This window comes from Streptodolium elevatio, assembly GCF_053592165.1.
In genome coordinates this window covers 62,102-87,864 of record NZ_JBSFVE010000004.1, presented here as the reverse complement: position 1 = coordinate 87,864, position 25,763 = coordinate 62,102, and the positions used below count along the sequence as shown (strand labels likewise).

25 protein-coding genes are annotated in these 25,763 nt (G+C 72.6%); 16 read left to right on the top strand and 9 right to left on the bottom strand.

The genetic code is table 11. From position 1 onward, the window contains the following. Window positions 1-27: 27 nt before the first annotated feature. The 4 genes from ACWD12_RS10100 to ACWD12_RS10085 form a co-directional block, all read right to left on the bottom strand. Window positions 28-273 (bottom strand): rhomboid-like protein, encoded by a 246-nt coding sequence (locus ACWD12_RS10100; protein ID WP_450099127.1) that lies wholly within the window; start codon window positions 271-273, stop codon window positions 28-30. Window positions 274-367: 94 nt separating this feature from the next. Further along, complete coding sequence (pssA, locus tag ACWD12_RS10095; RefSeq protein WP_358355083.1) at window positions 368-1,225, bottom strand: CDP-diacylglycerol--serine O-phosphatidyltransferase; 858 nt, start codon at window positions 1,223-1,225, stop codon at window positions 368-370. After that, window positions 1,212-1,880, bottom strand: coding sequence for a phosphatidylserine decarboxylase (locus ACWD12_RS10090; protein WP_358355085.1), 669 nt, complete (start codon window positions 1,878-1,880; stop codon window positions 1,212-1,214). Before ACWD12_RS10090 ends, pssA begins: the two co-directional genes overlap by 14 nt. A gap of 493 nt (window positions 1,881-2,373) precedes the next feature. Beyond that, window positions 2,374-4,059, bottom strand: a complete 1,686-nt coding sequence (locus ACWD12_RS10085) for an N-acyl-D-amino-acid deacylase family protein (protein ID WP_450099126.1) — start codon at window positions 4,057-4,059, stop codon at window positions 2,374-2,376. Between the two features lie 105 nt (window positions 4,060-4,164). On the opposite strand from ACWD12_RS10085, the gene ACWD12_RS10080 reads away from it, so the two are divergent. The 4 genes from ACWD12_RS10080 to ACWD12_RS10065 all read left to right on the top strand — a co-directional run bounded on the left by ACWD12_RS10080 (window position 4,165) and on the right by ACWD12_RS10065 (window position 7,269). Then, window positions 4,165-4,788 carry a TetR/AcrR family transcriptional regulator gene (locus tag ACWD12_RS10080; RefSeq protein WP_450099125.1) on the top strand — a complete coding sequence of 208 codons (624 nt, stop codon included), beginning with the start codon at window positions 4,165-4,167 and terminating at the stop codon, window positions 4,786-4,788. A 154-nt stretch (window positions 4,789-4,942) separates the two neighbouring features. Further along, complete coding sequence (locus ACWD12_RS10075) at window positions 4,943-5,554, top strand: nitroreductase/quinone reductase family protein (protein ID WP_450099124.1); 612 nt, start codon at window positions 4,943-4,945, stop codon at window positions 5,552-5,554. A 190-nt stretch (window positions 5,555-5,744) separates the two neighbouring features. Beyond that, window positions 5,745-6,173 carry a hypothetical protein gene (locus tag ACWD12_RS10070; protein WP_450099123.1) on the top strand — a complete coding sequence of 143 codons (429 nt, stop codon included), beginning with the start codon at window positions 5,745-5,747 and terminating at the stop codon, window positions 6,171-6,173. A 241-nt stretch (window positions 6,174-6,414) separates the two neighbouring features. Continuing rightward, complete coding sequence (locus ACWD12_RS10065; RefSeq protein ID WP_450099122.1) at window positions 6,415-7,269, top strand: alpha/beta hydrolase fold domain-containing protein; 855 nt, start codon at window positions 6,415-6,417, stop codon at window positions 7,267-7,269. Window positions 7,270-7,353: 84 nt separating this feature from the next. Here ACWD12_RS10065 and ACWD12_RS10060 read toward each other — a convergent pair whose 3' ends face one another. The 3 genes from ACWD12_RS10060 to ACWD12_RS10050 form a co-directional block, all read right to left on the bottom strand. Then, entirely contained in the window at window positions 7,354-7,557 is a 204-nt protein-coding gene (locus ACWD12_RS10060) for a cold-shock protein (protein WP_358356028.1), read from the bottom strand. Window positions 7,558-7,747: 190 nt separating this feature from the next. Then, the gene (locus ACWD12_RS10055) at window positions 7,748-7,948 is read right to left on the bottom strand and encodes a hypothetical protein (RefSeq protein WP_450099121.1); all 201 of its coding nucleotides are present in this window, start codon (window positions 7,946-7,948) and stop codon (window positions 7,748-7,750) included. Window positions 7,949-7,984: 36 nt separating this feature from the next. Next, window positions 7,985-8,785 (bottom strand): hypothetical protein, encoded by an 801-nt coding sequence (locus ACWD12_RS10050; RefSeq protein WP_450099120.1) that lies wholly within the window; start codon window positions 8,783-8,785, stop codon window positions 7,985-7,987. A gap of 344 nt (window positions 8,786-9,129) precedes the next feature. On the opposite strand from ACWD12_RS10050, the gene ACWD12_RS10045 reads away from it, so the two are divergent. From ACWD12_RS10045 to ACWD12_RS10025, 5 genes are all read left to right on the top strand, one after another. Beyond that, window positions 9,130-9,930 (top strand): TIGR03084 family metal-binding protein, encoded by an 801-nt coding sequence (locus ACWD12_RS10045; protein ID WP_450099119.1) that lies wholly within the window; start codon window positions 9,130-9,132, stop codon window positions 9,928-9,930. Window positions 9,931-10,178: 248 nt separating this feature from the next. After that, window positions 10,179-10,988, top strand: a complete 810-nt coding sequence (locus ACWD12_RS10040; protein WP_450099118.1) for a maleylpyruvate isomerase family mycothiol-dependent enzyme — start codon at window positions 10,179-10,181, stop codon at window positions 10,986-10,988. 121 nt (window positions 10,989-11,109) lie between these two features. Continuing rightward, the gene (locus ACWD12_RS10035; RefSeq protein ID WP_450099117.1) at window positions 11,110-11,796 is read left to right on the top strand and encodes a peptidyl-tRNA hydrolase; all 687 of its coding nucleotides are present in this window, start codon (window positions 11,110-11,112) and stop codon (window positions 11,794-11,796) included. A 334-nt stretch (window positions 11,797-12,130) separates the two neighbouring features. Then, window positions 12,131-12,508, top strand: a complete 378-nt coding sequence (locus tag ACWD12_RS10030; RefSeq protein ID WP_358356019.1) for an STAS domain-containing protein — start codon at window positions 12,131-12,133, stop codon at window positions 12,506-12,508. Between the two features lie 158 nt (window positions 12,509-12,666). Next, window positions 12,667-13,581 carry an NAD-dependent epimerase/dehydratase family protein gene (locus ACWD12_RS10025; RefSeq protein WP_450099116.1) on the top strand — a complete coding sequence of 305 codons (915 nt, stop codon included), beginning with the start codon at window positions 12,667-12,669 and terminating at the stop codon, window positions 13,579-13,581. A gap of 33 nt (window positions 13,582-13,614) precedes the next feature. Here ACWD12_RS10025 and ACWD12_RS10020 read toward each other — a convergent pair whose 3' ends face one another. Further along, window positions 13,615-14,808, bottom strand: coding sequence for a phytanoyl-CoA dioxygenase family protein (locus ACWD12_RS10020; RefSeq protein WP_450099115.1), 1,194 nt, complete (start codon window positions 14,806-14,808; stop codon window positions 13,615-13,617). A gap of 431 nt (window positions 14,809-15,239) precedes the next feature. Between ACWD12_RS10020 and ACWD12_RS10015 the strand changes: the two genes are divergently transcribed. Next, window positions 15,240-16,646: a peptidoglycan-binding protein gene (locus tag ACWD12_RS10015; RefSeq protein ID WP_450099114.1), complete on the top strand. Its 1,407-nt coding sequence runs from the start codon at window positions 15,240-15,242 to the stop codon at window positions 16,644-16,646. Between the two features lie 183 nt (window positions 16,647-16,829). After that, complete coding sequence (locus tag ACWD12_RS10010; RefSeq protein WP_450099113.1) at window positions 16,830-18,335, top strand: SPFH domain-containing protein; 1,506 nt, start codon at window positions 16,830-16,832, stop codon at window positions 18,333-18,335. A gap of 168 nt (window positions 18,336-18,503) precedes the next feature. On the opposite strand, the gene ACWD12_RS10005 is transcribed toward ACWD12_RS10010, so the two are convergent. Continuing rightward, on the bottom strand, window positions 18,504-19,472 hold the full coding sequence (locus tag ACWD12_RS10005; RefSeq protein WP_450099112.1) for a winged helix-turn-helix transcriptional regulator: 969 nt from the start codon (window positions 19,470-19,472) through the stop codon (window positions 18,504-18,506). Window positions 19,473-19,573: 101 nt separating this feature from the next. Here ACWD12_RS10005 and ACWD12_RS10000 point away from each other — a divergent pair, with 101 nt between their 5' ends. Genes ACWD12_RS10000 through ACWD12_RS09980 form a run of 5 tightly spaced genes read left to right on the top strand, consistent with a single transcriptional unit; the run spans window position 19,574 to window position 25,641 of the window. Then, entirely contained in the window at window positions 19,574-21,055 is a 1,482-nt protein-coding gene (locus tag ACWD12_RS10000) for a carotenoid oxygenase family protein (protein ID WP_450099111.1), read from the top strand. Then, window positions 21,052-22,848, top strand: coding sequence for a class I adenylate-forming enzyme family protein (locus tag ACWD12_RS09995; protein ID WP_450099110.1), 1,797 nt, complete (start codon window positions 21,052-21,054; stop codon window positions 22,846-22,848). The genes ACWD12_RS10000 and ACWD12_RS09995 overlap by 4 nt, the downstream gene beginning before the upstream one ends. After that, on the top strand, window positions 22,845-24,080 hold the full coding sequence (locus ACWD12_RS09990; RefSeq protein ID WP_450099109.1) for an acetyl-CoA acetyltransferase: 1,236 nt from the start codon (window positions 22,845-22,847) through the stop codon (window positions 24,078-24,080). The genes ACWD12_RS09995 and ACWD12_RS09990 overlap by 4 nt, the downstream gene beginning before the upstream one ends. Next, the gene (locus ACWD12_RS09985) at window positions 24,077-24,688 is read left to right on the top strand and encodes a beta-ketothiolase (protein WP_450099108.1); all 612 of its coding nucleotides are present in this window, start codon (window positions 24,077-24,079) and stop codon (window positions 24,686-24,688) included. The genes ACWD12_RS09990 and ACWD12_RS09985 overlap by 4 nt, the downstream gene beginning before the upstream one ends. Next, a complete protein-coding gene (locus tag ACWD12_RS09980; protein ID WP_450099107.1) occupies window positions 24,685-25,641 on the top strand; it encodes an LLM class F420-dependent oxidoreductase in 957 nt (318 codons plus the stop codon). The genes ACWD12_RS09985 and ACWD12_RS09980 overlap by 4 nt, the downstream gene beginning before the upstream one ends. Window positions 25,642-25,763: the final 122 nt, after the last annotated feature.

The window sequence follows — 25,763 nt, the reverse complement described above, 5'->3', positions numbered from 1 at the left end:
CGTCGGCCGTGGGACGCGACGGGTCGGTCAGGTCGTCGCGGTCAGGCTGTAGCGGTCAGGGCGCTTCGGTCGGGGCGTCGCGCGGGCGGCCCTCGCCGTGGCGATCTGGGCGCGTACGCCGCGGGCCCAGGCGGCGGGGTCCCACGTACCGCGGCCGCCGGCGAGCGGGTAGCAGGCCAGGCCCAGCAGCACGGCGGAGAAGTGGCCGATGTCGGTCCGGCAACAGGACCAGCCCACCCGGACGGCCCTGAGCCCTGGCTGAACGAAGCGCATCGCTCCCGGGTACCCGGGAGCCCGGGACGACGAAACGCCCCCGCCGGTCCGCAGGGGACCGCCGGGGGCGTTGCGTGGCTCGGTGCCGGTCGAGCTAGCGGATCATGCGTACGCCGATGAACCGCGCGCCGCGCCGCGTCATCGCCGCCACCGGGATGCTCAGCGCCAGCGAGATCTGCAGGCTCGCACCCATCGTCAGCATCGCGTCGCCGCCCGGCGAGTCCGTCGCCCACAGCGTCAGGCAGCTGACACTCGCCGCGATGAACAGCATCGTCAGGATCGCCAGCTTGCCCTGCGGCTTGGGGTACTCGATGCGGCTGACCATGAGCCACGCCGTCAGCAGAATGCCGGCCGCGCCCACCACGAACGGCAGGTCGAGCAGCACGATGGAGACCACCGTCAGGGCGCCGAACGGAATCGGCATGCCCTGGAAGACGCCCGGGCGACCGGGTGTCGAGGCGAACCGGGCGAGCCGCAGCACGCCCGCGATCAGCACGGACAGCGCCACCAGCACGGCCGGGGTCTTGCCCGGGCCGAGCGGGATGGCCGCCCAGGTGACCACGAAGAACGCCGGGGCCACGCCGAAGGTGATGACGTCGGCCAGGTTGTCCAGTTCCGCGCCCAGCGCCGAGCGCCGCAGCTTGCGCGCCACCAGGCCGTCGCACAGGTCGAACAGCGCGCCGATGAGCATCAGGACCACCGCCGCGGCGGCACTGCGGCGGTCGGCCGGTACGCCGTACCCGTCCATGTGCTGCGCCACGGTGGCCACGGCGAGGAAGTAGACCGCCAGGAAGCCACACGCGGCGTTGCCCAGCGTCAGGACGTCCGCCGCCGAGATGCGCGACGACAGGGGCGTCTCCTCCGCAACCGGGTCGGTGCGCGGAATCGGGTGCTCGTCGGCGTACTCGATCGGCTCGAAGCCGTCGAACTTGTCGAAATCAGTCCCGGTCAAGGCGCGTCTCCCCGGCTCGGGTGCGCTGGCCGACCTGCACTGCGGGCTCGATGCCCGGCGGGAGGTACACGTCGACGCGGGAGCCGAAGCGGATGAGGCCGATGCGTTCGCCGACCTCGACCTCATGGCCCGGCTCCAGGTAGGGCACGATGCGCCGGGCCACGGTGCCCGCGATCTGCACCAGTTCGACATCGCCGCGCGGCGTGTCGAACACCCACACCACGCGCTCGTTGTGCTCGCTCTCCTTGTTGAACGCCGGGACGAAACCGCCCGGCTTGTGCTCGACGGACTTGACGACACCCGTCAGGGGAGCGCGGTTCACATGTACGTTCAACGGGCTCATGAACGTCGCGACCCTGGTCCGCCCGTCGGGCCAGGGGTCGATGCTCTGCACGACGCCGTCGGCGGAGGCGATGATGCCCTCCTCGACCGGAGTGCGCTCCGGGTCGCGGAAGAACCACAGCATGCCGCCGGTCAGCGCCAGCGTCGGCACGGCCGCAATGGCCCAGCGCCGGGAGCGGAGCGCCGCACAACCGGTCACCGCTGCGGTCAGCGCGGTCGGCACCAGCCAGGGAGAAGCTCCCTTGGCGAGGCGCACGGACCTGCCGGTCTGCGGTGCGGCTGAGAGGGTCGGCGCGGGGGAATCGTCACTCATCGAGAACCTTTGTCGGGGGCGTGCCCGTCGGTAGCGGGCGGCACTCGGCGGATGCTACCTAGACTGAGGGTCATTGCGCTCTATGCCTGGTCGACTCTTTGACCATGGCAGCGCGTACAAATCACCGAAATCGGATGGTTACTGGGTCTTTCATGGTCACGAGAAACATCAGCTCGTACCGTCAAGGTTGCCCTTCGCATACGCCCTGTGCCAAATCCCCTCCCTCCTGAACAGGCCTCTGAAGAGCCGAATCGGGGTCGAACGGGCATCGCTTGTAGGTTTTGTGACACGTACGTGACAAACGCCGGGCCGGGCGGTGCCCGGCCCGGCGTCGGTGCCGTGCCTCAAGGATCCCCCCGGCCGGGTAAAGGGGCCGTGAGGTGTGCGTATTCGATTCGCGTCGTTTGTTCGGAGCGCAACGCTCCGGTCGGCGCTGTCGGTCAGCCTTGTCGGTCAGCCCTGTCGGTCGGTCTCGCCGGTCGGTTGCCGCCGCTCAGTTGCTGCGGCCGATCATCGTGCCCGGGCGGGCCCCGGTCGGCTCGGCGGCCAGGACGGTCGGGACGCCGCCGACGACGGTGGCGCGCACCCCGGAGTTGCCGCGGCTGAAGCGCCACGAGCCGTCCGGGTTGTCGTACAGCTTCACCTCGGGGCGCACCTCGATCTCGTCGAGCGCGAACACCGCGAGGTCGCCCGCCTTGCCCGGGGCGATGACGCCGCGGTCGCCGAGGCCGAAGAAGCCGGCCAGCTTGCCGGTCAGGTTGTGCACCGCCTCCTCGACGCTCAGCAGGCCCGTGTCGCGGACGAAGCGCGTCAGCAGGTAGACGTTCTCGCCGGAGCCGCAGAAGAGTTGGAGGTGTGCCCCGGAGTCGTTGATGTTGGTCAGCGTGTGCGGCTCTTTGAAGAGGTCCGCGATGACCGGCTCGTCGAAGTCGTCCGGGATGCCCTTCATGCAGGACTTGATGCCGTTCGCCAGGATCCAGTCGGCGAGGGCGTCGGAGAGGTGCTTGCCCTCCTGCTCGGCGTACGCCCGCCACGAGATGTCCAGCGGGCCGGCGCCGGTCTCGGAGATCGCGAAGACCAGCGACTCGGGACGGTCCAGGCGCGAGGTGGACGAGCTGACCCTGTTGTCGTAGTCCTCGCGGGCGCGGGCCCGCCACTCAGGGTCGGCCAGTATGTCGAGCTTGGTCTCGGCCGGCCCGTTGATCCACTCGTTCCACGCCGCGACGCGCTGGAAGGTCAGCGCGCGCTCGAAGTTGAAGAACGGCTCAAGGGGTTTGTGCGGGACGTTCGGCCAGAAGTCGACCCCGCTCTCCCGGATGCGGCGGTGCAGCGCGATGGTCTGCTCGCGCAGGTAGTCCTCACGCACCGTCGACGGGATGGCCGTCCACTGTCCGCGCACGCCGCGCGGGCCGCAGATGTTCGCGAAGCGCTCGACGTCGGCGTCGATGTTCTCGGGCTCGTTGAAGCGGGTGATCATCTGGAGCGTGGCGCCCGGGTGCTTCGCGAGCACGTCCACGAGCGCCTCGAACTCGGCGTCCTCGGCGAGCCGCGTCGGCACGAGCTTGAGGTAGCGGTCCTTGTCGAAGACGTTCGTCGACATGCCGATGGCCCCGTGTGCGAGGGACTCGTCGAGGAGCGCGGCCATCTCGGCGATCTCCTCGGGCGTCGCGGCGCGCTCCCACGCGGCCTCGGCGCCCATGACGGTCGTACGCAGGGTGAGGTGGCCCACGAAGCCGGCGACGTTGACGGTCGTCTTCTGGTCCTCGCACGCGCGGCGGTACTCGGGCCAGCGCTCCCAGGTCCACGGCACGTGGGTGGTGAAGGCGTCCAGCGGCAGGTCCTCGAGGAAGGTGAAGAGGTCGAGGACCGGGCCGCGCGCCTCCTTCTGCAGCGGGGCCACGGACATGCCGCAGTTGCCGAAGACGACGGTGGTCGTGCCGTACGCGGGCAGCGGGTCGAGGTCGGGGTTCCACCACATCGCGCCGTCGACGTGGGTGTGGGCCTCGATGAAGCCGGGGGAGACGTACGCCCCGGTCGCGTCGATCTCGCGCTCGCCGCGCGGCTCCAGGTCGGGGCCGACCTCGGCGATGACGCCGTCGGTGATGCGGACGTCGGCGCGGACGGCGGGTGCGCCCGTGCCGTCGACGACGGTTCCTCCACGTACCAGCAGATCGGCCACGGCCGTCTCCTTGCTGTCGGAAATGCTCAGGTAGTTATGATGCAGGTTGTAATTTAACTAGGTGAACTAGTCAAGGGAACCACCGCGCTGGAAGAATCCCGGACCGTGCCGACCCCCACCTCCGCAGCGCGCCGCCCGGTCGGCGGCCGCCCCCGCGACCCGCAGATCGACGCCGCGATCCTGACCGCCGTGCGCGAACTGCTGGCGGAGGAGGGGTACGGGCGGCTCAGCTTCGAGACCGTCGCGCGCCGCGCGGGAGTGACCCGGCCGACCATCTACCGGCGCTGGTCGTCCAAACCGCAGCTGGTGCACGAGGCGGTCTTCCCGGCGCGCAGCGACTCCGCCGTGCTGATCCCGGACACCGGGGACTTCGCGGCGGACGTGCGGCGGATGATCACGGACACGGTCGCGTCGTACGCCCGCCCGGAGGCCCGCGCCGCACTGCCCGGCCTGCTCACCGACCTCAGCCAGGACCCGAAGTTGCGCGCAGAGGTGATCGACGGGCTGGAGAACCGGGTGCGCGAGCAGTTCCGCGCGCTGGTGCGGGCGGCGTGCGAGCGGGGGGCGGTGCGTGCGGACGCCGACGCGGACGTCCTGTTCGACGCGGTCCTCGGTGCGGTCTTCACGCGTGCGGTGGCGCACTACGACATCGACATTCCGGAGGGCTTCGTGGACACCCTGACGGCGCTGGTGGTCGACGGCGTGGCAGCCCGCGCAGGCGACCGCTGACGCTGTCGGCCGAACGCCGAACGCCGAACGCCGAACGCCGAACGCCGAACGCCGAACGCCGGTCGGCCGGGGCTGCGGATACGGCCGCGGGGGCGGGCGCCGGGGGCTACTGTCCTGTCCGTAGCCGGAGCAGGCACGGCGTGAGGAGTGCGCGATGTCGTCCGAGAAGAAGCCGAAGTCCCCGCGTTTGCCGCCGCGTTGGTTCATCCGGACGGCGTGGTACGTGCACCGCGGCCTATACCGGGTCTTCCGCGGCCGCATCGGCTTGTGGCGACCGGACGACGAGGCCGACAAGTGGGGCACCCTGCGGCTGACCACCACCGGGCGGCGTACCGGACGGCAGCGCAGCGTCATCGTCGGGTACTTCGAGGACGGCCCGAACCTGGTCACCCTGGCCATGAACGGCTGGGGCGCGGCCGAGCCCGCCTGGTGGCTCAACCTGCTTGCGGATCCCGACGCGACCCTCGAACTCGTGGACGGGACGCGGCTCGTACGCGCCCGCGCAGCCACCGGCGACGAACGGGAACGGCTGTGGTCGCGCTGGCGTGAGGTCACCGAACACCTCGACACCTTCGCGGCGCGACGGCCTTCGGAGACCGCGGTGGTGGTTCTGGAGCCGCGTCCCGCCGACACTGCGGACGGCGGGTCCGACGGCGGGTCCGGCGGCGGGTCAGGCGGCGGGTCAGAGGGCAGGCCCGAGGGCAGGTCCGAGGGCGGGCTCGACGGTGGGTCCGGCGGCGGTTCCGCCCCTGGCCCCGCCGCGTAGCCGGACTTCCGTCGTCGGCTGCGTCCTCCTTGGTTCGCGCATTGCGGCCACCCCGCCGGTCGTCAGGCCGTGTGCGTTTGCCGCCGCCGCGCGGGCATGGGCTGCGGGCGTGCGGGTAGCCGCGCAGCGTCCGAGAGAGCGTCGTACCCGTCGCCAGGAGCCGCGGGAACCGTCCGAGGGAGCGCCGCAGATGATCCGCCGCCGCCACGACCACGACGACGTGTCCGAGGAGAACGCCGGGCAAAACGCCGGGCGCGACGCCGAAAGCACCCAGGATGCGGTGGTGTCGGACGGCTCCGCCCTGCCTGCCGAGGCCCGCGCCGATGTGGCGGGCTCCGGGTATCCCGGATCGACCCCGGCCGAGAAGCAGGCGGCAGCCCGCGACGAACGCCGTCTCGCCACCGACGGATCCGCCGCGGTGGACCGGGCGGTCGGTCGGGGCGACACCGAGACGGCCGACGACTCGGGCCCTCGGGCGTCAGATGCCAGGGGCGCACGTCCGGGGGGCGAATCCGACAGCGCCGAAGCGGACGCCGCGGATATCACGGATACCGCGGACACCGAGACCCGGGAGTTGCTGACCGGCGAACCCCCGCCGAACCGTCGCAGCGCGCCCTGACGAATCGTCGGCACGGCGGCTGTGAGCCCGGTCGGCCGGGCAGGGTATCTGCACCGACCCTGGCCACCAGCGCGTTGTCCACAGCTCGGCGACCACGACCCGGCTCTTCCACACCCTGGCCCCCGCCCCTCAAAACCTTGCGCCATCCGTGCCACGATGCGATGCAAGCCGGTGATCACGGGGTCACCGCAGGCACGGCAGGCCGCACGACGCGGGCTGCGGACGCAAGGGAGGCCGCCTCATGGGGCTCGACGCATGGAACCTGCCGGGGGAGCGCGCGGGACGGCCGGCGCCCGACGACCTCGCCGAGCGCCGCAAGGCGATCTCCGCGATCCCGCAGCAGGTCGAGCCGGGCACCACGGTGTCCCAGGAGGCTTTCGGGGGCGTGCCCTCGCTCGTCGTCGCCGTGCCCGATCCGGTGCGCACCGTCTTCTACCTGCACGGCGGCGGTTATCGGCTGGGCGAGGCGGCGGGGTGGACCGGCTTCGCGTCCCGGTTGGCCGCGGCCGCCGATGCGCGCATTGTGCTGGTCGACTACCGGCTCTCGCCGGAGGCGCCGTTCCCGGGCGCGCTGCGCGACGCCGCGTCCGCGTACGACGCCGTGCTTACCGCGTTCGGCCCGGTCACCGTCGGCGGCGACTCGGCGGGGGGTGGCCTCGCGGCGGCCCTTGCCCTGGCGATCCGGGACGCCGGACGGCCGGCGCCGGTCGCGCTGATGCTGCTCTCTCCGTGGCTCGACCAGACCTTCGAGTCGGGAGCGTATGCGCGCAGTGGCGCGACGGACCAGCTCTTCGGCCTGGAGGCGGCTCGCACCGGTTCGGATCTCTACCTCCAGGGCCACGACCCGCGCGATCCCCTGGTGTCCCCGGTCCTGGCGGATCTCGCGGGCCTGCCTGCGACGCTGCTCTTCGCGGGCGGCTCGGAAGTGCTGCTGGACGACGCGACGCAGTTCGCCCAGAGGGCCGCCGCGGCCAGGGTCAGCGTCGAGGCCCACTTCGTCGCCGGCATGCAGCATGTGTGGCCCACGGTGTTCCCCGACCTGCCGGAGTCGACACGTGCGCTCGCCACGATGGCCCGCTTCCTGCGCGACAACTGAGCGGCCCACAAAGCCGGTTCAAGGCGGGTGCGGCCCCTGCGTGCTTCCCCACACGACAGGGACCGCCTCTCGCAAGCGGTGCCGCTACGCGGCGGTGACGTTCTCGGCCTGGGGCCCCTTGGCCCCCTGGGCGATGTCGAAGGAGACGCGCTGGTTCTCCTGGAGTTCGCGGTAGCCGGTGGCGTTGATCGCGGAGTAGTGCACGAACACGTCGGCTCCGCCGCCGTCCTGGCTGATGAAGCCGAAGCCCTTCTCCGCGTTGAACCACTTCACGGTGCCTGTCGCCATCGACCGGTCCCCTTCGATCACGTCTCGGGCACCTGCTTGGTGCCCGCCGGCCCTTCTGCGGCCCGGCGATCAAGGGCCTGCCCACTGCGCACGCCCCGCAATCACCCGAATGCGCGCGGGAGTACGGACCGAGCCGCCGGGACAGCGCCGTACGGCGTCGTGACGTCGCCATGAAGGCGTCACCGAGGCGTCACCGAGAGGGTGGGGCGATCTCGGCGAACCAGGCGCGGGCCTGGTCTTCGGGCAGCACGCCCTCCAGGGTCAGTTCGCCGGCGACGCGGGCGAAGAGGCGCCCGGCGTTCCACGCGTACCGTTCGCGCGGCGGGTCGAGCACCACGAGCCGTGTGCCGCCGACGAATTCGATGTCGTCGGGGCAGCCGTCGAGCAGCACCGCGGTGCCGTCGGCGTTCGCGAGTGCGAACTCGGCCTAGGCGGAGACGGTCGGGGGAGCGGTGCCGGGGCCGTACGGCCCGTTCCGCGCCAGGCTGACGGCTGCCGGGTCGGGAGCGGTGCCGGGCAGGTGGCCGCCGCCGACGAGGATGTCGGCGAGCAGTGTGGACAGTTGGCGGTTGCAGCCCAGCCCGCCCATCCGCATGCGGTACGCGCTGCCGGTCGGGCGGTGCAGCACGAGGATCGGTTCGTCGTCGACCATGCGGACGATGTGGCGCAGCGACACGAGCCCGCTGTGCCACACGAGGGCGACCCGCTCGGCCTCGGCCCGGAACTGCGCACGCGCGGTGAGTTCGTCGCGCACCGGGCGGTGCGAGAGCATCGCCACAGTGGCCAACTCCCACTGCTGGACCTGCCACCAGGCGATGAGGCTCAGCAGGACGTCCTCGCCCGCGTCGGCCCCGCCCACCCGATCGATGACCTCGGCCGGGATGTCGACGGACGCCGGAACGGGCAGCGCGCCACCGCCTGCCGCGGACCACGCCGCCGGGAAGTCGGCGGCCCTGCGCAGGTTGTCGCGTGCCCGGTCGAGGATGTCCGGCGCGCAGGCGGCGGGGTCCGCGCCGAGTTCCACGCAGGCCCCGATGATCACCGAGAGCAAGCCTTCGTGAACCATCGGCACGTGCGGCAGGAATCCGGTCAGCCGCGGGACCGCCGCGGCGGCGTCGTCGCGGTCGGTGAGCGGCAGCGCGGTGAGAAGCGCGTTGACGGCGACGGCGACCTTGGCGACGTCGGGCGGATTCAACGCTTCGTCGAGTTGGTCGACGGCCGATTTCATCGGGCGAGGCTCGAAATTCATCCGGGGACCGTACCGGTCACCGATGGCGATGCGAAGTGCCGTGCAGGTCAGTGGGGTTGAAAGCGACCGCGGGGAGCGCAGGGGAACGGGGCGAACGCTTGTGGCGGAGGCATGGAACCCGCGCAGGATCGGGTCTGGCAGAGAGGCCGGGAGCGGCGGGACGCTACCGGCAGGGGCAGGGGCAGGGGCAGAGGCCGGACGCCGAGGCCCGGGCTCGGCGGTCGGGCCGAGGGGGCCGTCGGTGGAGCTGTCGGTCTGGGATGGGGTTGCGGCATGCTTGACTTTGTCAGGGAAGTGCACGTCCGGTCTGAGGAGGCACGCGCGTGGCATCCAATGAAGGCACCGACGTATTCGAGGACTTGCGCACCGAAGGCGATGCGCTCTTCGCCCTGGTCGCGGATCTGGACGACGGGCAGTGGTCGTTGCCCACCTCCGCTCCGGGGTGGACGATCGCCGACCAGATCGGCCATCTGGCCTCGACCGACGAGATGGCGATCATGGCGGCACGTGACCCCGATGCCTTCCGGGCGGCGGTGCCGGCCGTGGTCGCTGCGCTGGCGACCGGGCTCGACGGCATGTCGGGTCGGCGCGACGAGGAGAAGGGCGCGGAACTGCTGGACCGCTGGCGCGCCGGTCGCGAGGGTGTGGTCGCGGCGCTCCAGGGCCATCCGCCGGGCACCCGGTTCCCGTGGTTCGGCCCGCCCATGAGCCCCGCGGGGATCGCGACCGGCCGTCTCATGGAGACCTGGGCGCACGGCGGCGACGTCGCGGACGCACTGGGCGTACGACGCGAACCGACGGCGCGCGTACGCCACATCGTGCGCCTCGGCGTCCACGCCCGTGACCACGCGTTCGCCACCCACGGACTCGCCGCCCCCGACGTGGAGTTCCGCGTCGAGTTGGTCGGCCCGGACGGCGGCAGCTGGGAGTTCGGGCCGCCGGACGCACCGCAGAAGGTCACCGGGCCGGGCTACGACTTCGCCCTCCTCGCGACCCGCCGCGTACACCGGCAGGACACGGCGCTGACGGCCGACGGGCCGGATGCCGACCGATGGCTCGACATCGCCCAGGCGTACGTGGGGGCGCCGGGGGAGGGGCGGGCACCGGGGTCGCGGCGTACCTGACCGCCTATGGAGCCCGGAGATGCGCCGCTCGCGGCCCTGATGCCCGGATGCCCGACACAGTGGCTGATGCGCTTCCCGAACCGAACCCGACCCGAACCGCACCGACCCGAACCGCACCGACCCGAACCGCACCGACCCGAGCCGCACCGACCCGAGCCGCCGCTTCGACTCCGTGGCCGACATCGTCCCACCCGTCTTGCGGGCGTGGCGCCCGGCCGTACCCGCCGTCGCGTGGCACGCTGCCGTCCATGGACCTGGTGGCGCGGTTCCGGGACGAAGTCGCCCTGTTCGAGGCGGCGGTACGGCAGGCGGCGGCCGAGCCGGAGGCACCGCCGGTGCCCTCCTGCCCGGGGTGGACGGTCTCGGATCTGGTCCTGCACCTGGGCCAGGTGCACCGCGTGGTGGAAGCGGTGCTGCGCACCCGGCTGACCGACCCGCCGCAGGGCACCGATCCGGGTTTCGGGCTCCCGGCCGAGCGGCAGGGGTGGCCGGAACCCGGCGGCGGGCCGACGGCGGGGCCGGTCCCGACCGCGCTGGTCGAGTGGTTCGCCGACGGCGCGCGGCTGTTGGGCGACAGGTTCGCGGAGACCGACCCGGCGACGCGGGTCTGGACATGGGCTCCCGAGCAGAGCGCGGGCTTCTGGCTGCGCATGCAGGCCATCGAGGCCGCCGTGCACCGCTGGGACGCCGAACTCTCGGTCGGTGAGCCGGGTCCGATGGACCGGTCGTTGGCATGCGACGCGGTGGCGCAGACCTTTGAGGTCATGGCCCGGGGGCGGCGCGAGAGGCTGCCCGCGCCGGAGGGGGCGGGCGAGACGTACCGCTTGGCCGCGACGGACGGTCCGGAGTCGTGGACGGTGCGGTTCTCGGGCGCGGATGTCGAGTACCCCGCCCGAGGAGGGAAGGCGGGCGAAGCGGCCGCGGCGGACGTGGAACTACGCGGCTACGCCTCGGACTTGATGCTGTACCTGTGGGGCAGGGTGCCCCTGGACCGTCTGGCCGTCGCGGGTGACCGGAGTGTCGCCGAACGGTACTTCGTGCTCGTCCCTCCAGTGTGAGTCGACCGCGGTCGGGCCGGGACGGTACCGGTGGCGGTCAGGCGGACCGGTGGCGGCGCGCCCGCTCGCGACGCGACCGGGCCTGCGCCCGTCGTAGTTCCCGGTGCGGCATGATCATGGGGTGAGTCCAGCCGTTGACAGGGACACCGTCCCGCAGTTCGTCCTACCCCTCGTGGTGCGCATCGAGCGCGAGGCCCCGCCGACGCGTACCGCCGCCCTGGAGGCCGCCGCCCGCGGCGTGCTGGCCTTCCTCGCCGACGAGCGGTCTACCGAGGGGGAGTGGGCCGAGCGCGTCACGGAGTGGACCGACGGCCGCATCCGCAAGGTGGTACGCCGGGCGCGCGGAGCCGAATGGCGGCGCGCCTCCGCGCTGGACGGCATCACGCTGGAGCACGAAGGCGCCGAGGTACGCGTCTTCCCGCCCGTTCCGCTCGACGCGTGGCCCAAGGAACTCGCCCGGCTCCAGGTCTCCGGCACCGAACTCGACGACCCGGAGCCGCCGCCCGCCCCCGCCCGCGGGATTCCGGTGCTGTGGTTCAACCCGGGCCTCGAGATGAGCGCCGGAAAGGCGATGGCACAGGCCGGTCACGGTGCGCAGTTGGCCTGGATGCGACTGGACGCCGAGGCCCGCAAGCGCTGGGCGGCGGACGGCTTCCGCCTCGCGGTGCGTAGCGCTCCCGTCACGACGTGGCCGGCGCTCACCGACTCCGGGCTGCCGCTGGTCCGCGACGCGGGGTTCACCGAGATCGCGCCGGGCTCCTGCACGGTGGTGGCCGATTTGCCGGAATTGCGGCTGCGGGGCGCCTGATTCGCCGTCCGCCGACCGTGCGGCCGGGGCCGGTCGCGGTCATCCGGGCCGCTCGGATCCGGGCCACGCGCGGCCACGCGACACGCCGGGCAGGGCAGGGTGCGACGTATCCTGACTCCACGTCACATTGCTTGGCGACACCCGCATTTGCATTGCCGCGGTGACAAACTCGGCCAACAAACGAGACCGTGGCGTGACCGTGCCGCCTACGCCACGTCATCCACTGAGGACTACGGTGGATCGCGGCCGGGTCTCCCGCCCGGCCCCGCGCCGCGCGGCCTTGGAAGCGGTCCGCACGGGCGGTGCCCGCCTGCCGACCAGGGAGCGCCCGCGAGTGAACCTTCAGGTGACCACCGAGGACCGCCAAGGCTGGACCGTGCTTTTCGTCGCCGGGGAGGTCGACTTCGCCGTCGTCCCGGAGCTGGGGGAACACGTGAGACGGGCGGTGGCCCAGGGGCGCCACCACCTGATCCTGGAACTCACCGAGGTTGTCTTCTGCGACTCGACCGGGATCGGCGCACTGGTGGGGGCCAGGCGGTTGCTGCGCTCGTGCTCGGGCCAATTGCGGCTGGTGATGCCGGAGAGCGGCGAGCACCACGTGAACCGCGTGTTCACGGCGCTCGGCCTGCGGAGGCTGTTCGACGTGCATCCCGACCTCGACGAGGCGCTGGCCGCCGACGACCCGCGCGAGCGCGCCGCCGAAGCCGGCTGAAGTGAAGCGGCCTGAAGGGGCCGGAAGCGGGCTGTAGCGTACGGGAATCCGCGTGCGACGAGGGCGCATCCTACGCGTGTTCCTGATCATTGCCCCGGTCAAGTGTCTGCGCTACGTTGCGGCCCAATACCCGTAGTTGTTGCGCAGGAGGGCTTGGCATGGCACTCGAAGGCTCCAAGATCGTCGTCACCGGGGTCACCGGCCAGGTGGCCGAGCCGGTCGCCAAGCTCCTCGCACGCGACAACGAGGTGTACGGCGCGGCGCGCTTCAACGACGACGAGTCCCGCGCGCGCCTGGAGGCCGCCGGAGTCAACTGCGTCAAGATCGACCTGGCCGCCGGCGACGTCGCGGCCCTGCCCGCCGACGCCGACTACGTGGTCAACTTCGCGGTCGCGAAGAGCGGTGACTGGGGCGCCGACCTGGACGGCAACGCCGGCGGCGTGCTCTGGCTCATGGACCACCTGCGCGGTGCGCGCGCGTTCCTGCACTGCTCGTCGACGGCGGTCTACCAGCCCAACGGGCACCGCACGTTCAAGGAGTCGGACGCGCTGGGCGACAACCACCGCGTGTGGTCGTTCCTGGAGACGTACAGCATCTGCAAGATCGCCGCGGAAGGCGCGGCGCGCTGGGGGGCGGCCAAGTACCAGCTGCCGACGACCATCGCGCGCCTGAGCGTCCCGTACGGCGAGAACGGCGGCTGGCCGGCCATCCACCTCGAGATGATGATCGCGGGAGCGCCGGTCCAGGTGCACAGCGACACCCCGAGCGTGTACCACCCCATCCACGAAGAGGACATCGTCGCCTCGCTGCCCAAGCTGCTCGCCGCGGCGTCCACGCCCGCGACGGTGGTCAACTGGGGCGGCAGCGAGGCGGTCAGCATCGAGGAGTGGTGCGCCTACCTCGGTGAACTGACCGGCCTTCAGCCGGAGTTCGAGGAGACTGACCAGACCATCAGCAGCGTCGCACTCGACGTCACCCGCATGCACGAGATCATCGGCACGACCGACGTGCACTGGAAGGACGGCATGCGCCGCATGGTCGAGAAGTTCCACCCGGAGCTGCTCAAGAACTGACCGCGGCTCGCGAACCGACCGCGGCCGCGGTGCTCAGCGGCCGAGGCCCGCGTCCAGTTGGTCCGCGCTGCGGCTGCGGATCAGGTCGTTGACCGCGAGCCCGGGTCCGACGTTCTCGAAGAGGGACGGCGGGTGGTACGTCACGTACATCGTGCGCCGCCCGCCGACCCCGGTCGGGGCCGGCGACGCGTGCAAGACGTCGGCGATGTGCACGGTGACGTCGCCCGGATCCGTCGGGATCAGCATGTACGGCAGGTCCGCCAGGTCCCCCTGGTCCGGCGGCGGGCAGGTCTTCCCGTGCGTGCCCGCGACCGCCTCCAGGCACCCGGTCTCCGGCGACGACCCGGTCAGCTGCACGCCGATCGCCACCGACGGGCACATGATGTGGTGGCCGCCGAGCCCGCAGTCCGTGTGCCACGGGATGTTCGCCAGCCCCTTGAGCCGCCCCGGCGGCTTGAGCAGCACGCCCACGCCCTCCATGCGGTCGGTGGACGCCGCGAGGTCGTCGTGCAGCAGCGACGACAGGCGCAGCATGCGCGGATCCCGCGCGAGTTCCGCGATCAGCGGTGAGCGTTCGCTCGCGTAGACCAGGCGGCACAGGACGTCCTCGCCGTCCTCGGTGGCGGCCCACCACGACCGGTCGTCGCCGACGCGGGCGTCCGCCGCGAGCCGGTCGACCTCGGCGTTGAAGGCGGCGACCTCGTCGGCGGTGAAGACTCCGCGTACCCGCATCACACCGGTCGCGTCGAAGAACGCGGCCAGGTCGGCGTCCGAGTCGGCGAGCGTCCAGGCGCGTTCCAGGTCGACCGGTCGCCCGGCGGCGTCGGTGGGCGGGGCGCCGGTGGGCTGGTAGATCGGGACGCCCATGTAGAGCGCGCGCAGCGCGGGCTCCCAGGCGAACAGGTCGAGGACGGTTCCGTCCCGGACCGCGACCTCGCCCGCGATGGCCAGCGCCGCTCCGGTGCGCATCTGGGTGACGAAGTCGGTCCACGCGCCGGGTGACATCAGGCAGGTGCAGGCGTCGGCGGCGCCGGCCTCCGCCGCGGGATCGACCCGCAGACGTCCGTCCACCGCACGGTACGTCCACGCCGCCTCGCCGACCACCAGCGTCAGCGGGCGCAGCCCCGCGAGGCCGGTCGCGGCGAGCAGTCCCCGCTCGCCGGCGAGCAGCCCGGGCACGATGTCGCGGTGGTACGTCTCCGCGTCGATCCAGTCGCGCGTGTGCATTCTGTGCCCCTCCCCGCAGGTGACATCGGGCGCAGTATGCCGTGCCTGACGAACTGTCACCAGCCCCTCAGGCACGGGCCTGCGCGTGCTTTGACGGCGCTTTGCGGACCGCGTTGCCAGGCTCTCGTCCACCGGAGCTTCTTTCGGTGGCGAGCGACGGCCGAGCCGGGCGGGCGTACGAGTGGATACCTCGACGGCACGGCGCCACGCCCGTCACCCGTACCGCGATGACTCGTTCCCCGTGTGTGCCGCTTGAGCCCCTTCGCTGCCCCTCCACCCGTGGTACGTAGGGCTGTTCGGGTGATTCAAGGTTTACCGGGCCCGGGTCAATTGATGTCCGAATTAGTACGAATGGGCGTGACTTGTGTGATTAATGGTGTTCAATCGTGTTGATCATCCAAGTCACTGGTACAACGGCGAGGCAGGTGCGCATGGAAGCCCCCGTATTCGACGATATCGCCGACCCGTCCTGCACGTGCCTTGCGTGTGTCGCGACGCGTCGGCAGGAGGCCATGGCCCTGCGCTCCGGCGGCAGTCCGGCGCGTCGCGCGCGTCGCACCGCCGCGACCGTCGTCACCGCCGGCTTCGTCGCGGCAGGCGTCGCACCCGCCGCCGCTCGCGCCCTCGACCCGGACAAGAGCCTCGACGACCAGGGACCCCGCCAGCCCCTCGCCGACACGCTCGTCGACCAGGAGCAACTCCCCCCGCACGCACCCGACCCGGCCGTCTGGGAGGGCACCTACGACTCACCGCAGGGCGAGCCCGGCCCACTGCGCCTCGGCTCCTCGGGCGGCAAGAGCGTCGCCCCCGTCCTCGCCACGCCCGCCCGCACCGGCCTCGCGACCGTGACGCGCGAGCAGATAATCGAGCGGGCCCAATCGTGGTCCGACGTGGCCGTGCCGTACAGCCAGTCCGCCTACCGCGGGGGCTACCGCACCGACTGCTCCGGATTTGTCTCGATGGCCTGGGGGCTCGCCGAGAACGCGTGGACCGGCAACCTCGCCGACTACGCCGCGCCCATCGCCAAGGGCGACCTCAAGCCGGGCGACATCCTGCTCTTCCACAACGCGGCCAACCCGGTGCGCGGTTCGCACGTCGTCATCTTCGAGCGGTGGACCGATGCGTCGCGCGGCAGCTACGTCGGCTACGAGCAGACGCAGCCGGGCACCAAGCATCGCACCATCCCGTACGCGTACTTCAACTACTCGTCGAGCTACAAGGCGTACCGCTACAAGAACGTGGTCGAAGGGGACGCCGGGACCGGCAGCGGGGGCGGTACGACCACCCCCGCCACGACCCCGTTCCCGGGCGCGCAGTACTTCGGTCCGGGCAAGTCCAACGCGTACATCACCCAACTCGGCAAGGCCCTCGTCGCCAAGGGGTTCGGCAGTCACTACCGCGAGGGGCCCGGCCCGTCGTGGGGTACGGCCGACCAGCGGGCGACGTCCGCGTTCCAGCGTGCGCAGGGCTGGACCGGCACCGACGCCGACGGAATACCCGGACGCGAGACGTGGGCGCGCCTCATGGCCGGACTCGGCGGCGGAACGGGAGGTGGAGCCGGCGGCGGCAACCCCGCTCCGCCACCCACGACTCCCGGCGCGACCGCGTTCCCGGGCGCGGAGTACTTCGGGCCCGGGAAGTCCAACGCGTACATCACGCAGCTCGGCCAGGCACTGGTCCGCAAGGGGTACGGCAGTTACTACCGCGAGGGGCCCGGCCCGTCGTGGGGTACGGCCGACCAGCAGGCCACGGCCGCGTTCCAGCGTGCGCAGGGCTGGACCCGCGCCGACGCCGACGGAATACCGGGCAAGGACACGTGGGCCCTGCTCATGCGGTGACGTCACAACACCGGTGTCGCGGCACCGAAGTCGTGGCGGCAAAGTCCCGGCACTGAAGTTCCGGCACCGGGGTCCCGGCATCGGCACCCCACTGCTGACGCACCATCACCAGAACCACCAGGCGGCGGCCCGAGGCTCCGCCGCCACCGGACCGGCGTCGACGGCGACGCGTGAGGAGCACAGGTGACACGCGAAGACTCGACAGGGGAATGGACGGGGCCAGGAGGCCGCCGCAGGCTCGGCACAGGCGTCGGCAGCGTCACGGGCACGGGGTTCGCAACCGGCGCCGGTACGAGCGCCGGAACCGGAACCAGCACCGGAACCGGTACCGAATACACCACCGAGGCCGGTTCCGGAACGGGACCGAGCCGCGGCGCCGCGCCGGTGATCGTGACCGTCCTGGACCGCGCCGACAGCTCCGGCGGAACGCCGTTGGACGGCCGCGTCCTGGACACCGCCGAGATCCGTGCGCTGTCCGCCGCCGGCTTGGGCTCGGCGACGGCGAGCCCCGTGGGCACCGCAGCCGACGCCGCGATGCCGTACGCGCCGCAACGTGACCCGCTCGACCCGCCGGAACGGGGCAAGGACATGGCCACCAAGAGCACCCGCACGCAGACCGACGCGGCCGTCGCCCCGGTCCCGGCCGGCAAGTCCGCGGCACCGGCCACACCGGCGACCACGGCGGCGGCGACCGCGACCTTCGGTGACGCGCACTTCGTCGCCGCCCCCGAGGACCCCTCCCCCTCCCTCACCCGCGTACGATTCCCGCGCGCCGACCAGGAGCTCCGCGAACGCCCGGCGTTCGTCCTGCCCGGCTGGCTCGCGGGCACGGCCCTGCTCGCATCCGTGTGCGGCGTCGTGTGGGCGGTCGCGGCGTCCGGCCACGTCGACTCGCGGCTGCCCGACCAGCTGCGCGGCAGCGCACTCCTGGACGTTTCGGAACCGGCCGCCGTCGCCGCGGGCGCCTGCGCGGCGGTCCTCGGCCTGGTGCTCCTGCTCGGCATGTTCGTCGTGCCGGCCGGTTCCGTACGCGTCATGAGCCGGTTCGGCCGCTACAAGGGCACGGTCCGGCGCACCGGCCTCGTGTGGGCGGTGCCCCTCCGGCGGCGCCGCAAGGTCGACGCCCGCCTGCGCCACTGGCGCAGCCGCCCCATGGACCTGACCGACCGTCAGGGCACCCCGCTCCAGGTCATGGTCCTGGTGGTGTGGCAGGTCCGGGACACCGCGCGCGCCAAGTTCGCGGTACGCGACCACGAGCAGTACCTCCGGCAGCAGATCGAGGCGGCGGTGAGCGCGGTCACCGCGAGCCTGCCGTGCGACAGCTTCACCCGCGGCGCCGCGTCCCTGCGCGACACCGAGCACGTCAACGACGAGATGACCCGGCGCCTGTCCGGCGCGATGACCGCGGCCGGCGTCCAGGTCTTCTCCGCCCAGGCGCTGCACATCGACTACGCGCCGCAGGTCGCCGAGTCGATGCTGCGCCGCCGCATCGCCGCCCTCGACGCCTCGACCCGCACCGCCGTACTGGACGACGTCGTCGACACCGTCTCCCAGGCCGTCGACCAGTTCACCCGCCGCGCGCTCGTACGCCTCGACGAGGACGGCCGCACCGACTTCATCCGCGACCTCACCGTCGCCATGTACACCGCCCGCGGCAACACCGGCCCCGCCCCCTCCGCCCGCGACTGACCCCCCGCACACTCGCCCCGCCGACGGCTTCACGAACCTCGCGGCTTGACGTCATCACGGCTTCCACCCTCATTCCTCACGCCCTCAGATCCTCACGCCCTCAGATCCTCACGCCCTCAGGTCCTCGCGGCTGAATGGGTCGAGGCCCGTCCGCCGGCCCTGCCACGGTCAGGTGGGTTCTGGGGGCGGGGTGAGGGTGAAGGTGGTCAGTTCGCCGTTGCAGGCGTTGCAGGTCCAGCGGGGGAGGAGGTCGGCGCCGCAGGCGCGGTGGGTGATGTGTACGCCGGGGCGGCCGTCCTGGTGGAACCAGCGGGCGGCCCAGGCGATGAGGAAGGCGAAGGTCGGGAAGAAGTCGTGGCCCTTGGGGGTGAGTCGGTAGCCGTGTCGCCGACCGCCGTCGCGTAGGGGTGTTCTATCCAGGATGCCCTGGTCGGTGAGCAGGGTCAGGCGCGTGGTCACGGTGTGCGGCGCGGTGTCGTGCAGCAGCGCCTGGAAGTCGCCGAAGCGGCGGTGGCCGAGGAGCGCGGCGGCGAGCAGCGATGTGGAGGTGCGGTCGGCGAGCACCGCCGCCCCCGCCACGGGCGCGTCCGGGGCGGGGGCGGAGCCGTTGTGCGGCGCGGTGCCGTCGCGTCCGCCGACCGAGGCCGAACGGTGGTAGCGGCGGCGCGGGTTGGTCGAGGCGAAGGGCACCGATCTGTCGACGGAGGCGGTCGTGTCCCGCGCGCTGAGGCCGATCGCGCCGCACGCGCCGCAGCCGAACACCGGGTCCGTGCGGTTGCCGCACGCCGCGTGGGTCAGCGCGCCGCGCAGCCGGAGGGCCGAGCCGGGCGCCCAGCGCCGGTCCCACGCGTGCAGTGCCGCCAGCGCGGGCCACAGTTCCTCGCCCGACGGCGTCAGGCGGTACTCGTGGCGCGGGGGCGAGGCGTGGTACTCGTGCGCCTCGACGAGCCCGTCCGACGCCAGGTCGCGCAGCCGTCGGGTCAGCACCGGGTCCGAGATGCCCAGGCGCGTCCGCAGGTCGCCGAAGCGCGCGGGGCCCTCGGTGAGCAGCGTGCGGACGATGAGCAGGTTCCACAGGTCGCCCATGACGAGCAGCCCGTGCCCGAGCGAGGTGGGAGCCGGAGCAGTCACTTTCACTCTGGAAGTATCCCGATTGACGAAGTACCGTCGCAAGCGCACGTCGCACGCCGCACCACCCGGATGTCCCGATCAGGTTCATGTGCTCGGCGGAGGCGGAAATGACGGAAGTCCCACAGATCAACCGGATCCAGCGCGACGACTCCGCGGAGCGCGCCGTGCCGGAGGGCGAGGAGAACCCGTACCTGCTGGGCGTGTACGCCCCGGTCGGGACCGAGATCGATGCAGACGATCTGGAAGTAATCGGTGAGATCCCGAGGGACCTCAACGGCGTCTACCTGCGCAACGGCCCCAATCGGCGCTTCGCCGCGCCCGGCCGCTACCACTGGTTCGACGGCGACGGCATGATCCACGGCCTGCACTTCGAGAACGGCCGCGCCAGGTACATGAACCGGTGGGTGCGTACGGCCGCCTTCGACGCCGAGACCGCGGCCGGACATGCGTTGTGGTCCGGCGTCATGGAGGACCCCAAGGGCAACCCGTTCGGGAACGGCCACGGCCTCGGCATCAAGGACTCCGCCAACACCGACGTGGTCTTCTTCAACGGCCGCGTCCTGCCCACGTGGTACCTGTGCGGGACCCCGATGAGCCTCGACCCGCTGTCGCTGCGGACGATCGGCGCCGAGACCTTCCTCGGCACCCTGGCCGGCGACTTCATGGCCCACCCCAAGGTGGACGAGGCGACCGGAGAGCTGTTCTGGTTCGACTACGGACCCGAGCCGCCGTACCTTAGGTACGGCATCGTCGGTCCGGCCGGAGTCGTCGAGCACGTCGCCGCGATCGACCTGCCCGCTCCCCGGCTGCCGCACGACATGGCGATCACCGAGAACCACGCGATCCTCATGGACCTGCCGCTCGTCCAGGACCAGGAGGCGCGTCGCCAGGGCCGCTACCGCATCCACTTCGACCGCGAACTCCCGTCCCGGTTCGCGGTGTTGCCGAGGCGCAGCGACAACTCGTCGGTGCGGTGGTTCGAGGCGCGGCCCGGCTACATCTACCACGTCGTCAACGCGTGGGAGGAGGGCCACGAGATCGTCATGGACGTCTGCCGGGTGAAAGACCCGCAGCACCAGCCGCGCATCAGCCACCCGCTCGCCCGCATGCTGGCGTACCTGCGCCTCGACGCGCAGCTGTGGCGCTACCGGTTCGACCTGCGCACCGGCACCACCACCGAAGGCCCGCGCGACGACGACAACACCGAGTTCCCGATGATCGACTCGCGCGTCACCGGCCGCCGCAACCGCTTCGGGTACGCCGTGCACATCGCCCGGGAGGACACCCTGCTGTTCGACGGCCTCGTACGCTACGACCTGCACACCGGCGAACGCCAGGACCACCGCTTCGGACCGGGCAGGTGGGGCTCCGAGGCCCCCTTCGCGCCACGCGACGGCGGCACCGCGGAAGACGACGGCTACCTCGTGTCGTTCGTGCACGACGAGCGCGAGGACCGCTCCGAGGTCGTCGTGCTCGACGCCGCCGACCTGGGCGCGGGCCCGGTGTGCCGCATCCTGCTGCCGCAGCGCGTGCCCACCGGCTTCCACTCGTGCTGGATCCGCGCCGAGCAGCTGGAGCAGGCGCGGTGAGACTGCATCCCTCCGAGCGGGAGGCCGCGTACACCGAGGCCGGCTGGTGGGGAGTGCCCACCTGGGACGAGTTGTTCCGGGCCCGCGTCGCGGAACGCCCCGACGCCACCGCAGTCGTCGACCCCGCGAACCGCGCGACGCACCTCGACGGCTCGGCCCGACGCCTGACCTGGGCCGAACTGGACGCATTCGTCGACCGGCTGGCCGCCATGCTGCTGGACCACGAAGTGGGCCGCGAATCCGTGGTCGGCGTGCAACTGCCCAACTGCGTCGAACTCGCCGCCGTCTACCTCGCCGTCGCCAGGCTGGGCGGCATCGTCACGCCGTTCCCGGTCCAGCACCGCGAGCACGAAATCGGGACGCTTGGCGAACTCGCCGGTGTCACCGCCTTCGTGACCGCGACGCGCATCGGCACCCGCGCATCCGCCCGCGCCGCCCGGGAGGTCTACCCGGACACCATCCGCGTGCTCGCGTTCGGCGACGCGACCGGTGCCGCGGACGGCGTCGAAGGCATCGTCGGCCTGGACGCGACCCTCGCCGCGCCCGGGGACGCGGCCGCCCGGGACGCCGACTCCCGCGCAACCGACGCCAGGGCGGCCGAGTCGCTGGCCGCACACCTAAAGTCGTTCACGGCACACCCGGGCGACTGCGTCACCATCTGCTGGACCTCCGGCACCGAGGCCGTGCCCAAGGGCGTGCCCCGGTGCCCGGACGACTGGACGCCGATGGCGCTCGGCAGCGTGGACGCCGCCGATCTGACCGCCGACGACGTGCTCCTCAACCCGTTTCCGATGGTCAACATGGCCGGCATCGGCGGCATGTTCGTGCCGTGGCTGATGACGGGCGCCGTGCTGGTGCAGCACCAGCCGTTCGACCCGCAGACGTTCTTCGGCCAGATCGCCCGCGAGCGCGTCACGTACACCGTCGTCCCGCCCGCGCTGCTCACCATGGTGCTCGCCCAGGACGCACAGAACGCCCTCCCGCCCGGTGCGCTCGCGAGCCTGCGCGTCGTCGGCTCCGGCTCCGCACCGCTGACCGAGGCGGTGACCGTCGGATGGCACGAGCGCTTCGGCATCGAGGTGCTCAACTTCTTCGGGTCGAACGAGGGGGCGAGCCTCGTCTCCGGCCCCGCAACCGTCCCCGACCACCGCGAACGCGCCCACTACTTCCCGCGTTTCGGCTCGCCCGACCACACCTGGGACAACCGTGCCGCGCACGGGATGCGCACGCGCCTGGTCGACCTCGCCACCGGCGCGGAGATCCACGAGGCGGACGTGCCTGGGGAGTTGCGGCTGCAAGGGCCGAACGTCTTCGCCGGGTACCTGGGCCGTAACCGCGCCGACGCGTTCGACGAGGACGGCTGGTTCCGCACCGGCGACGTGTTCGCGTACGCCCGTGACGCCGACGGCGACCCGCGCTACCTGCGCTACGTCGACCGCGCCAAGGACATCGTGGTACGCGGCGGCATGAACATCTCCGCAGCCGAACTCGAAGGCCACATCCTCGCCCACGCCTCCGTCGCCGATGTCGCGGTGGTCGCCGTGGCCGACCCCGTGCTCGGCGAGCGCGCCTGCGCCGTCGTGGTGGCGAAGCCTGGTGCGGCGCTCACGCTCGACGAACTGGTGGGCTTCCTGAAGGACCGCCGGATCGCCACGTACAAGCTGCCCGAGCGCCTCGAACTCGTCGAGGCGCTGCCGCGCAACCCGGTGGGCAAGGTGCTCAAAGCCGAACTCCGCGCCCGCTATGCCGGTACGCCGGACCCCACGGACCCCACGGGCCAGGAGGCGACATGACCGCGTACATCCTGGGCGGCGCCCAGACGGACTTCGCCCGCAACTGGGCCAAGGAAGGGCTCGGCCTCGTCGACCTCCTGCGCGAAGCCGTCGAGGGCGCGCTCGCCGACGCGTCCGTCGACGCCGCCGACGTCGAGGTGCTGCACGTCGGCAACCACGCGGGCGAACTGTTCGCCGGACAATCGCAGTTGGGCGGCCTCACGGTCAGCGCGGTACCCGCCTTCACCGGCCTCCCCAGCACGCGCCACGAAGCGGCGTGCGCTTCCGGCGGCACCGCGCTGCTGGCCGCCGACGCCGACCTCGGCGCGGGCCGGTACGACCTCGCGCTCGTCGTGGGCGTCGAACTCATGCGCAACGTCTCGGCGGACGCCGCCGCCGCCAACCTCGGCAGCGCCGCATGGGCGGGTCGGGAGGCGGTCGGCGCGACGTTCCCGTGGCCCGCGCTGTTCGCCGAGGTCGCCGACGCGTACGACGAACGCTGGGGCCTGGACCCGGCCCACCTCGGGGCCATCGCCCGCGGCGCGTTCGCGAACGCGCGCCGCAACCCGTACGCCCAGGCCCGCGACTGGAACTTCGAGCCCGCCGCCTTCACCCCCGACGACACCGCGAACCCGCTGGTCGAAGGGCGCCTGCGGCGTACCGACTGCGGACGCATCACCGACGGCGCGGCCGCGCTCTTGCTCGCGTCCCCGCGCTACGCCGCCGCCTGGGCGCGCGCCCGAGGCCGCGAACTAAGCGGCGTACCCTGCCTGCGCGGCTTCGGCCACCGCACCGACAGCCTGCTGCTCGCCGACAAGCTCGCCCGACGCGACCCCGGCGGCCCGCTGTTCCCGCACCTCGCGGGCGCGGTCTCGGACGCGTACCGCAGGGCCGGCATCGGCGGCGTCGCGGACCTCGACGTCGCCGAACTGCACGACTGCTTCACCATCAGCTCGCTGGTCGCCTTCGAGCACATCGGACTTGCGGCGCCGGGAGAGGGCGGCCGCGTCGTCGAGGAGGGGGTCACCGACCCGGGCGGCTCGCTGCCCGTCAATCCCGGCGGCGGCCTGCTGGCCCTCGGCCACCCGGTCGGCGCGACCGGCGTGCGCATGGCCGTCGACGCGGCCCGCCAGGTCGCCGGCACCGCGGGGCCGATCCAGGTCGAAGGCGCCCGTACCGCGCTCACCGTCAACATCGGCGGCTCCTTCACGACGGCCGTCGCCACCGTCATCTCCCGGGGAGGGGCCGCGTGACGGCAGCACTCGACGAGGCCTACCTGCTCGCGTACGTGCGGACCCCGCGCGGCAAGTCCACGCAGCGTGGGGGACTGGCCTCGGTGACACCCCTCGACCTCGTCCGGCAGCTCCTCGACGCCCTGGTCGACCGCACCGGCCTGGTGCACACCCGCGGCACCTCGCCGTCGCTCGCCGACGGCGCCTGCGTCGCCCTCATCGGCACGGCCCGGGAGGCCGAGCGCCTCGGCATCACCCCGATGGCCCGGATCGCCTCGTCCGCCACCGCGGGGGCCGACCCGGTGCGCATGCTCGTCGCCGGGCAGACCGCGGTCGGCTGCGCCATCGAGCGGGCGGGCCTGCGCTCGGGCGACGTCGACGTCGTGGAGTACGCCGAGGCCTTCGCCGCGCTGTGCGTCAAGATCCAGCGCGACCTGGGCTTCGGCGCCGACCGCTTCAACGTCAACGGCGGCACGATCGCCATGGGCCACGCGTTCGGCGCGACCGGCGCGATCCTGATCGGCGCCTGCGCCGACGAACTCGCCCGCTCGCACGCCCGCTACGGCGTCGCCGCCGTGAGCGGCGCGGCCGGCCTGGGCAGCGCCGTGGTGCTGGAGGCGGTCGCGTGAAGCTCTCGGTCTCCCTCGGACTCTGGCAGGACCGGCCGCCGCAGGAGGCGCTGCGCACCGCGGAGGCGGCCGACCGGCTGGGCTACGAGGAGCTGTGGATCGGCGAGATGGCGACGTACGACGCCTTCGCCCTCGCGGTGGCGGTCGCCGCGCGCACCACCCGCATCCCGCTGGTCCTCGGCCCGATCGCGGTCACCGTGCGCGACCCCGCGATGATCGCGGCGGGTGCCGCCTCCGTCGCCGATCTGACGGGCCGCCGGGTCGCCGTCGCGCTCGGCACGTCGTCGACCGTGGTGGTCGAGGACTGGCACGGCCGCTCCCGCGCCCGCGCGGCCCGCGCCCTCGAGGACTCGGCGCGCACGGTGCGCACCCTGCTCGCGGGCGGCCGCTCCGACGGCGTCGGGGAAGTGGTGCGCAGCAGCGGCTATCGCCTGCGCCTGCCGGCCGTTTCCGGGCCGCTGACCGTCGCGGCGTTCGGGCCGGCGGCGCTGCGTACCGCGGCCCGGCACGCCGACCGGCTGGTGCTCAACCTCGTCTCGCCGGAGACCGCCGCGGACCTGGTCGCGGACCTGGAGAAGGCGGCCCGCGCGGCGGGCCGTCCGCGGCCGACGGTGGCGTTGTGGGCGTGCGCGGCGCTCGGCGGCGGGACCGGTCCGGGTGTGGAGCAGTTGCGCCGCGGACTGGTCTCGTACCTTGCGGCCCCGGGGTACGGCGACATGTTCGCGCGGGCCGGGTTCGGCGACGTGGTCGCGTACGCCCGCACCCGACCCCACCCCCGGGACCTGCTGGCCGCGATCCCGCCGGAGATCGTCGACGTCGTGGCCGTCACCGGCGAACCGGCGGCCCGAATGGCCGCCTACGCGGCGGCGGGTGTCGACGAGCTCGTCCTCGTACCCGCGGCGACCGACGCCGACCTCGGCGGTGTCGCGACCCTCGCCGCGGCCCGCCCCTGACCGCCGCCGCGCACCGGCTGCGGTGCGCGGCGGCTCCCGTCATCACTCGCCGTCGCCCGTCCCGCGCGGCCATCTCCCTTCGACCACGGCTGAATCCGGCAACCTCACCCTCACGCCCCGGT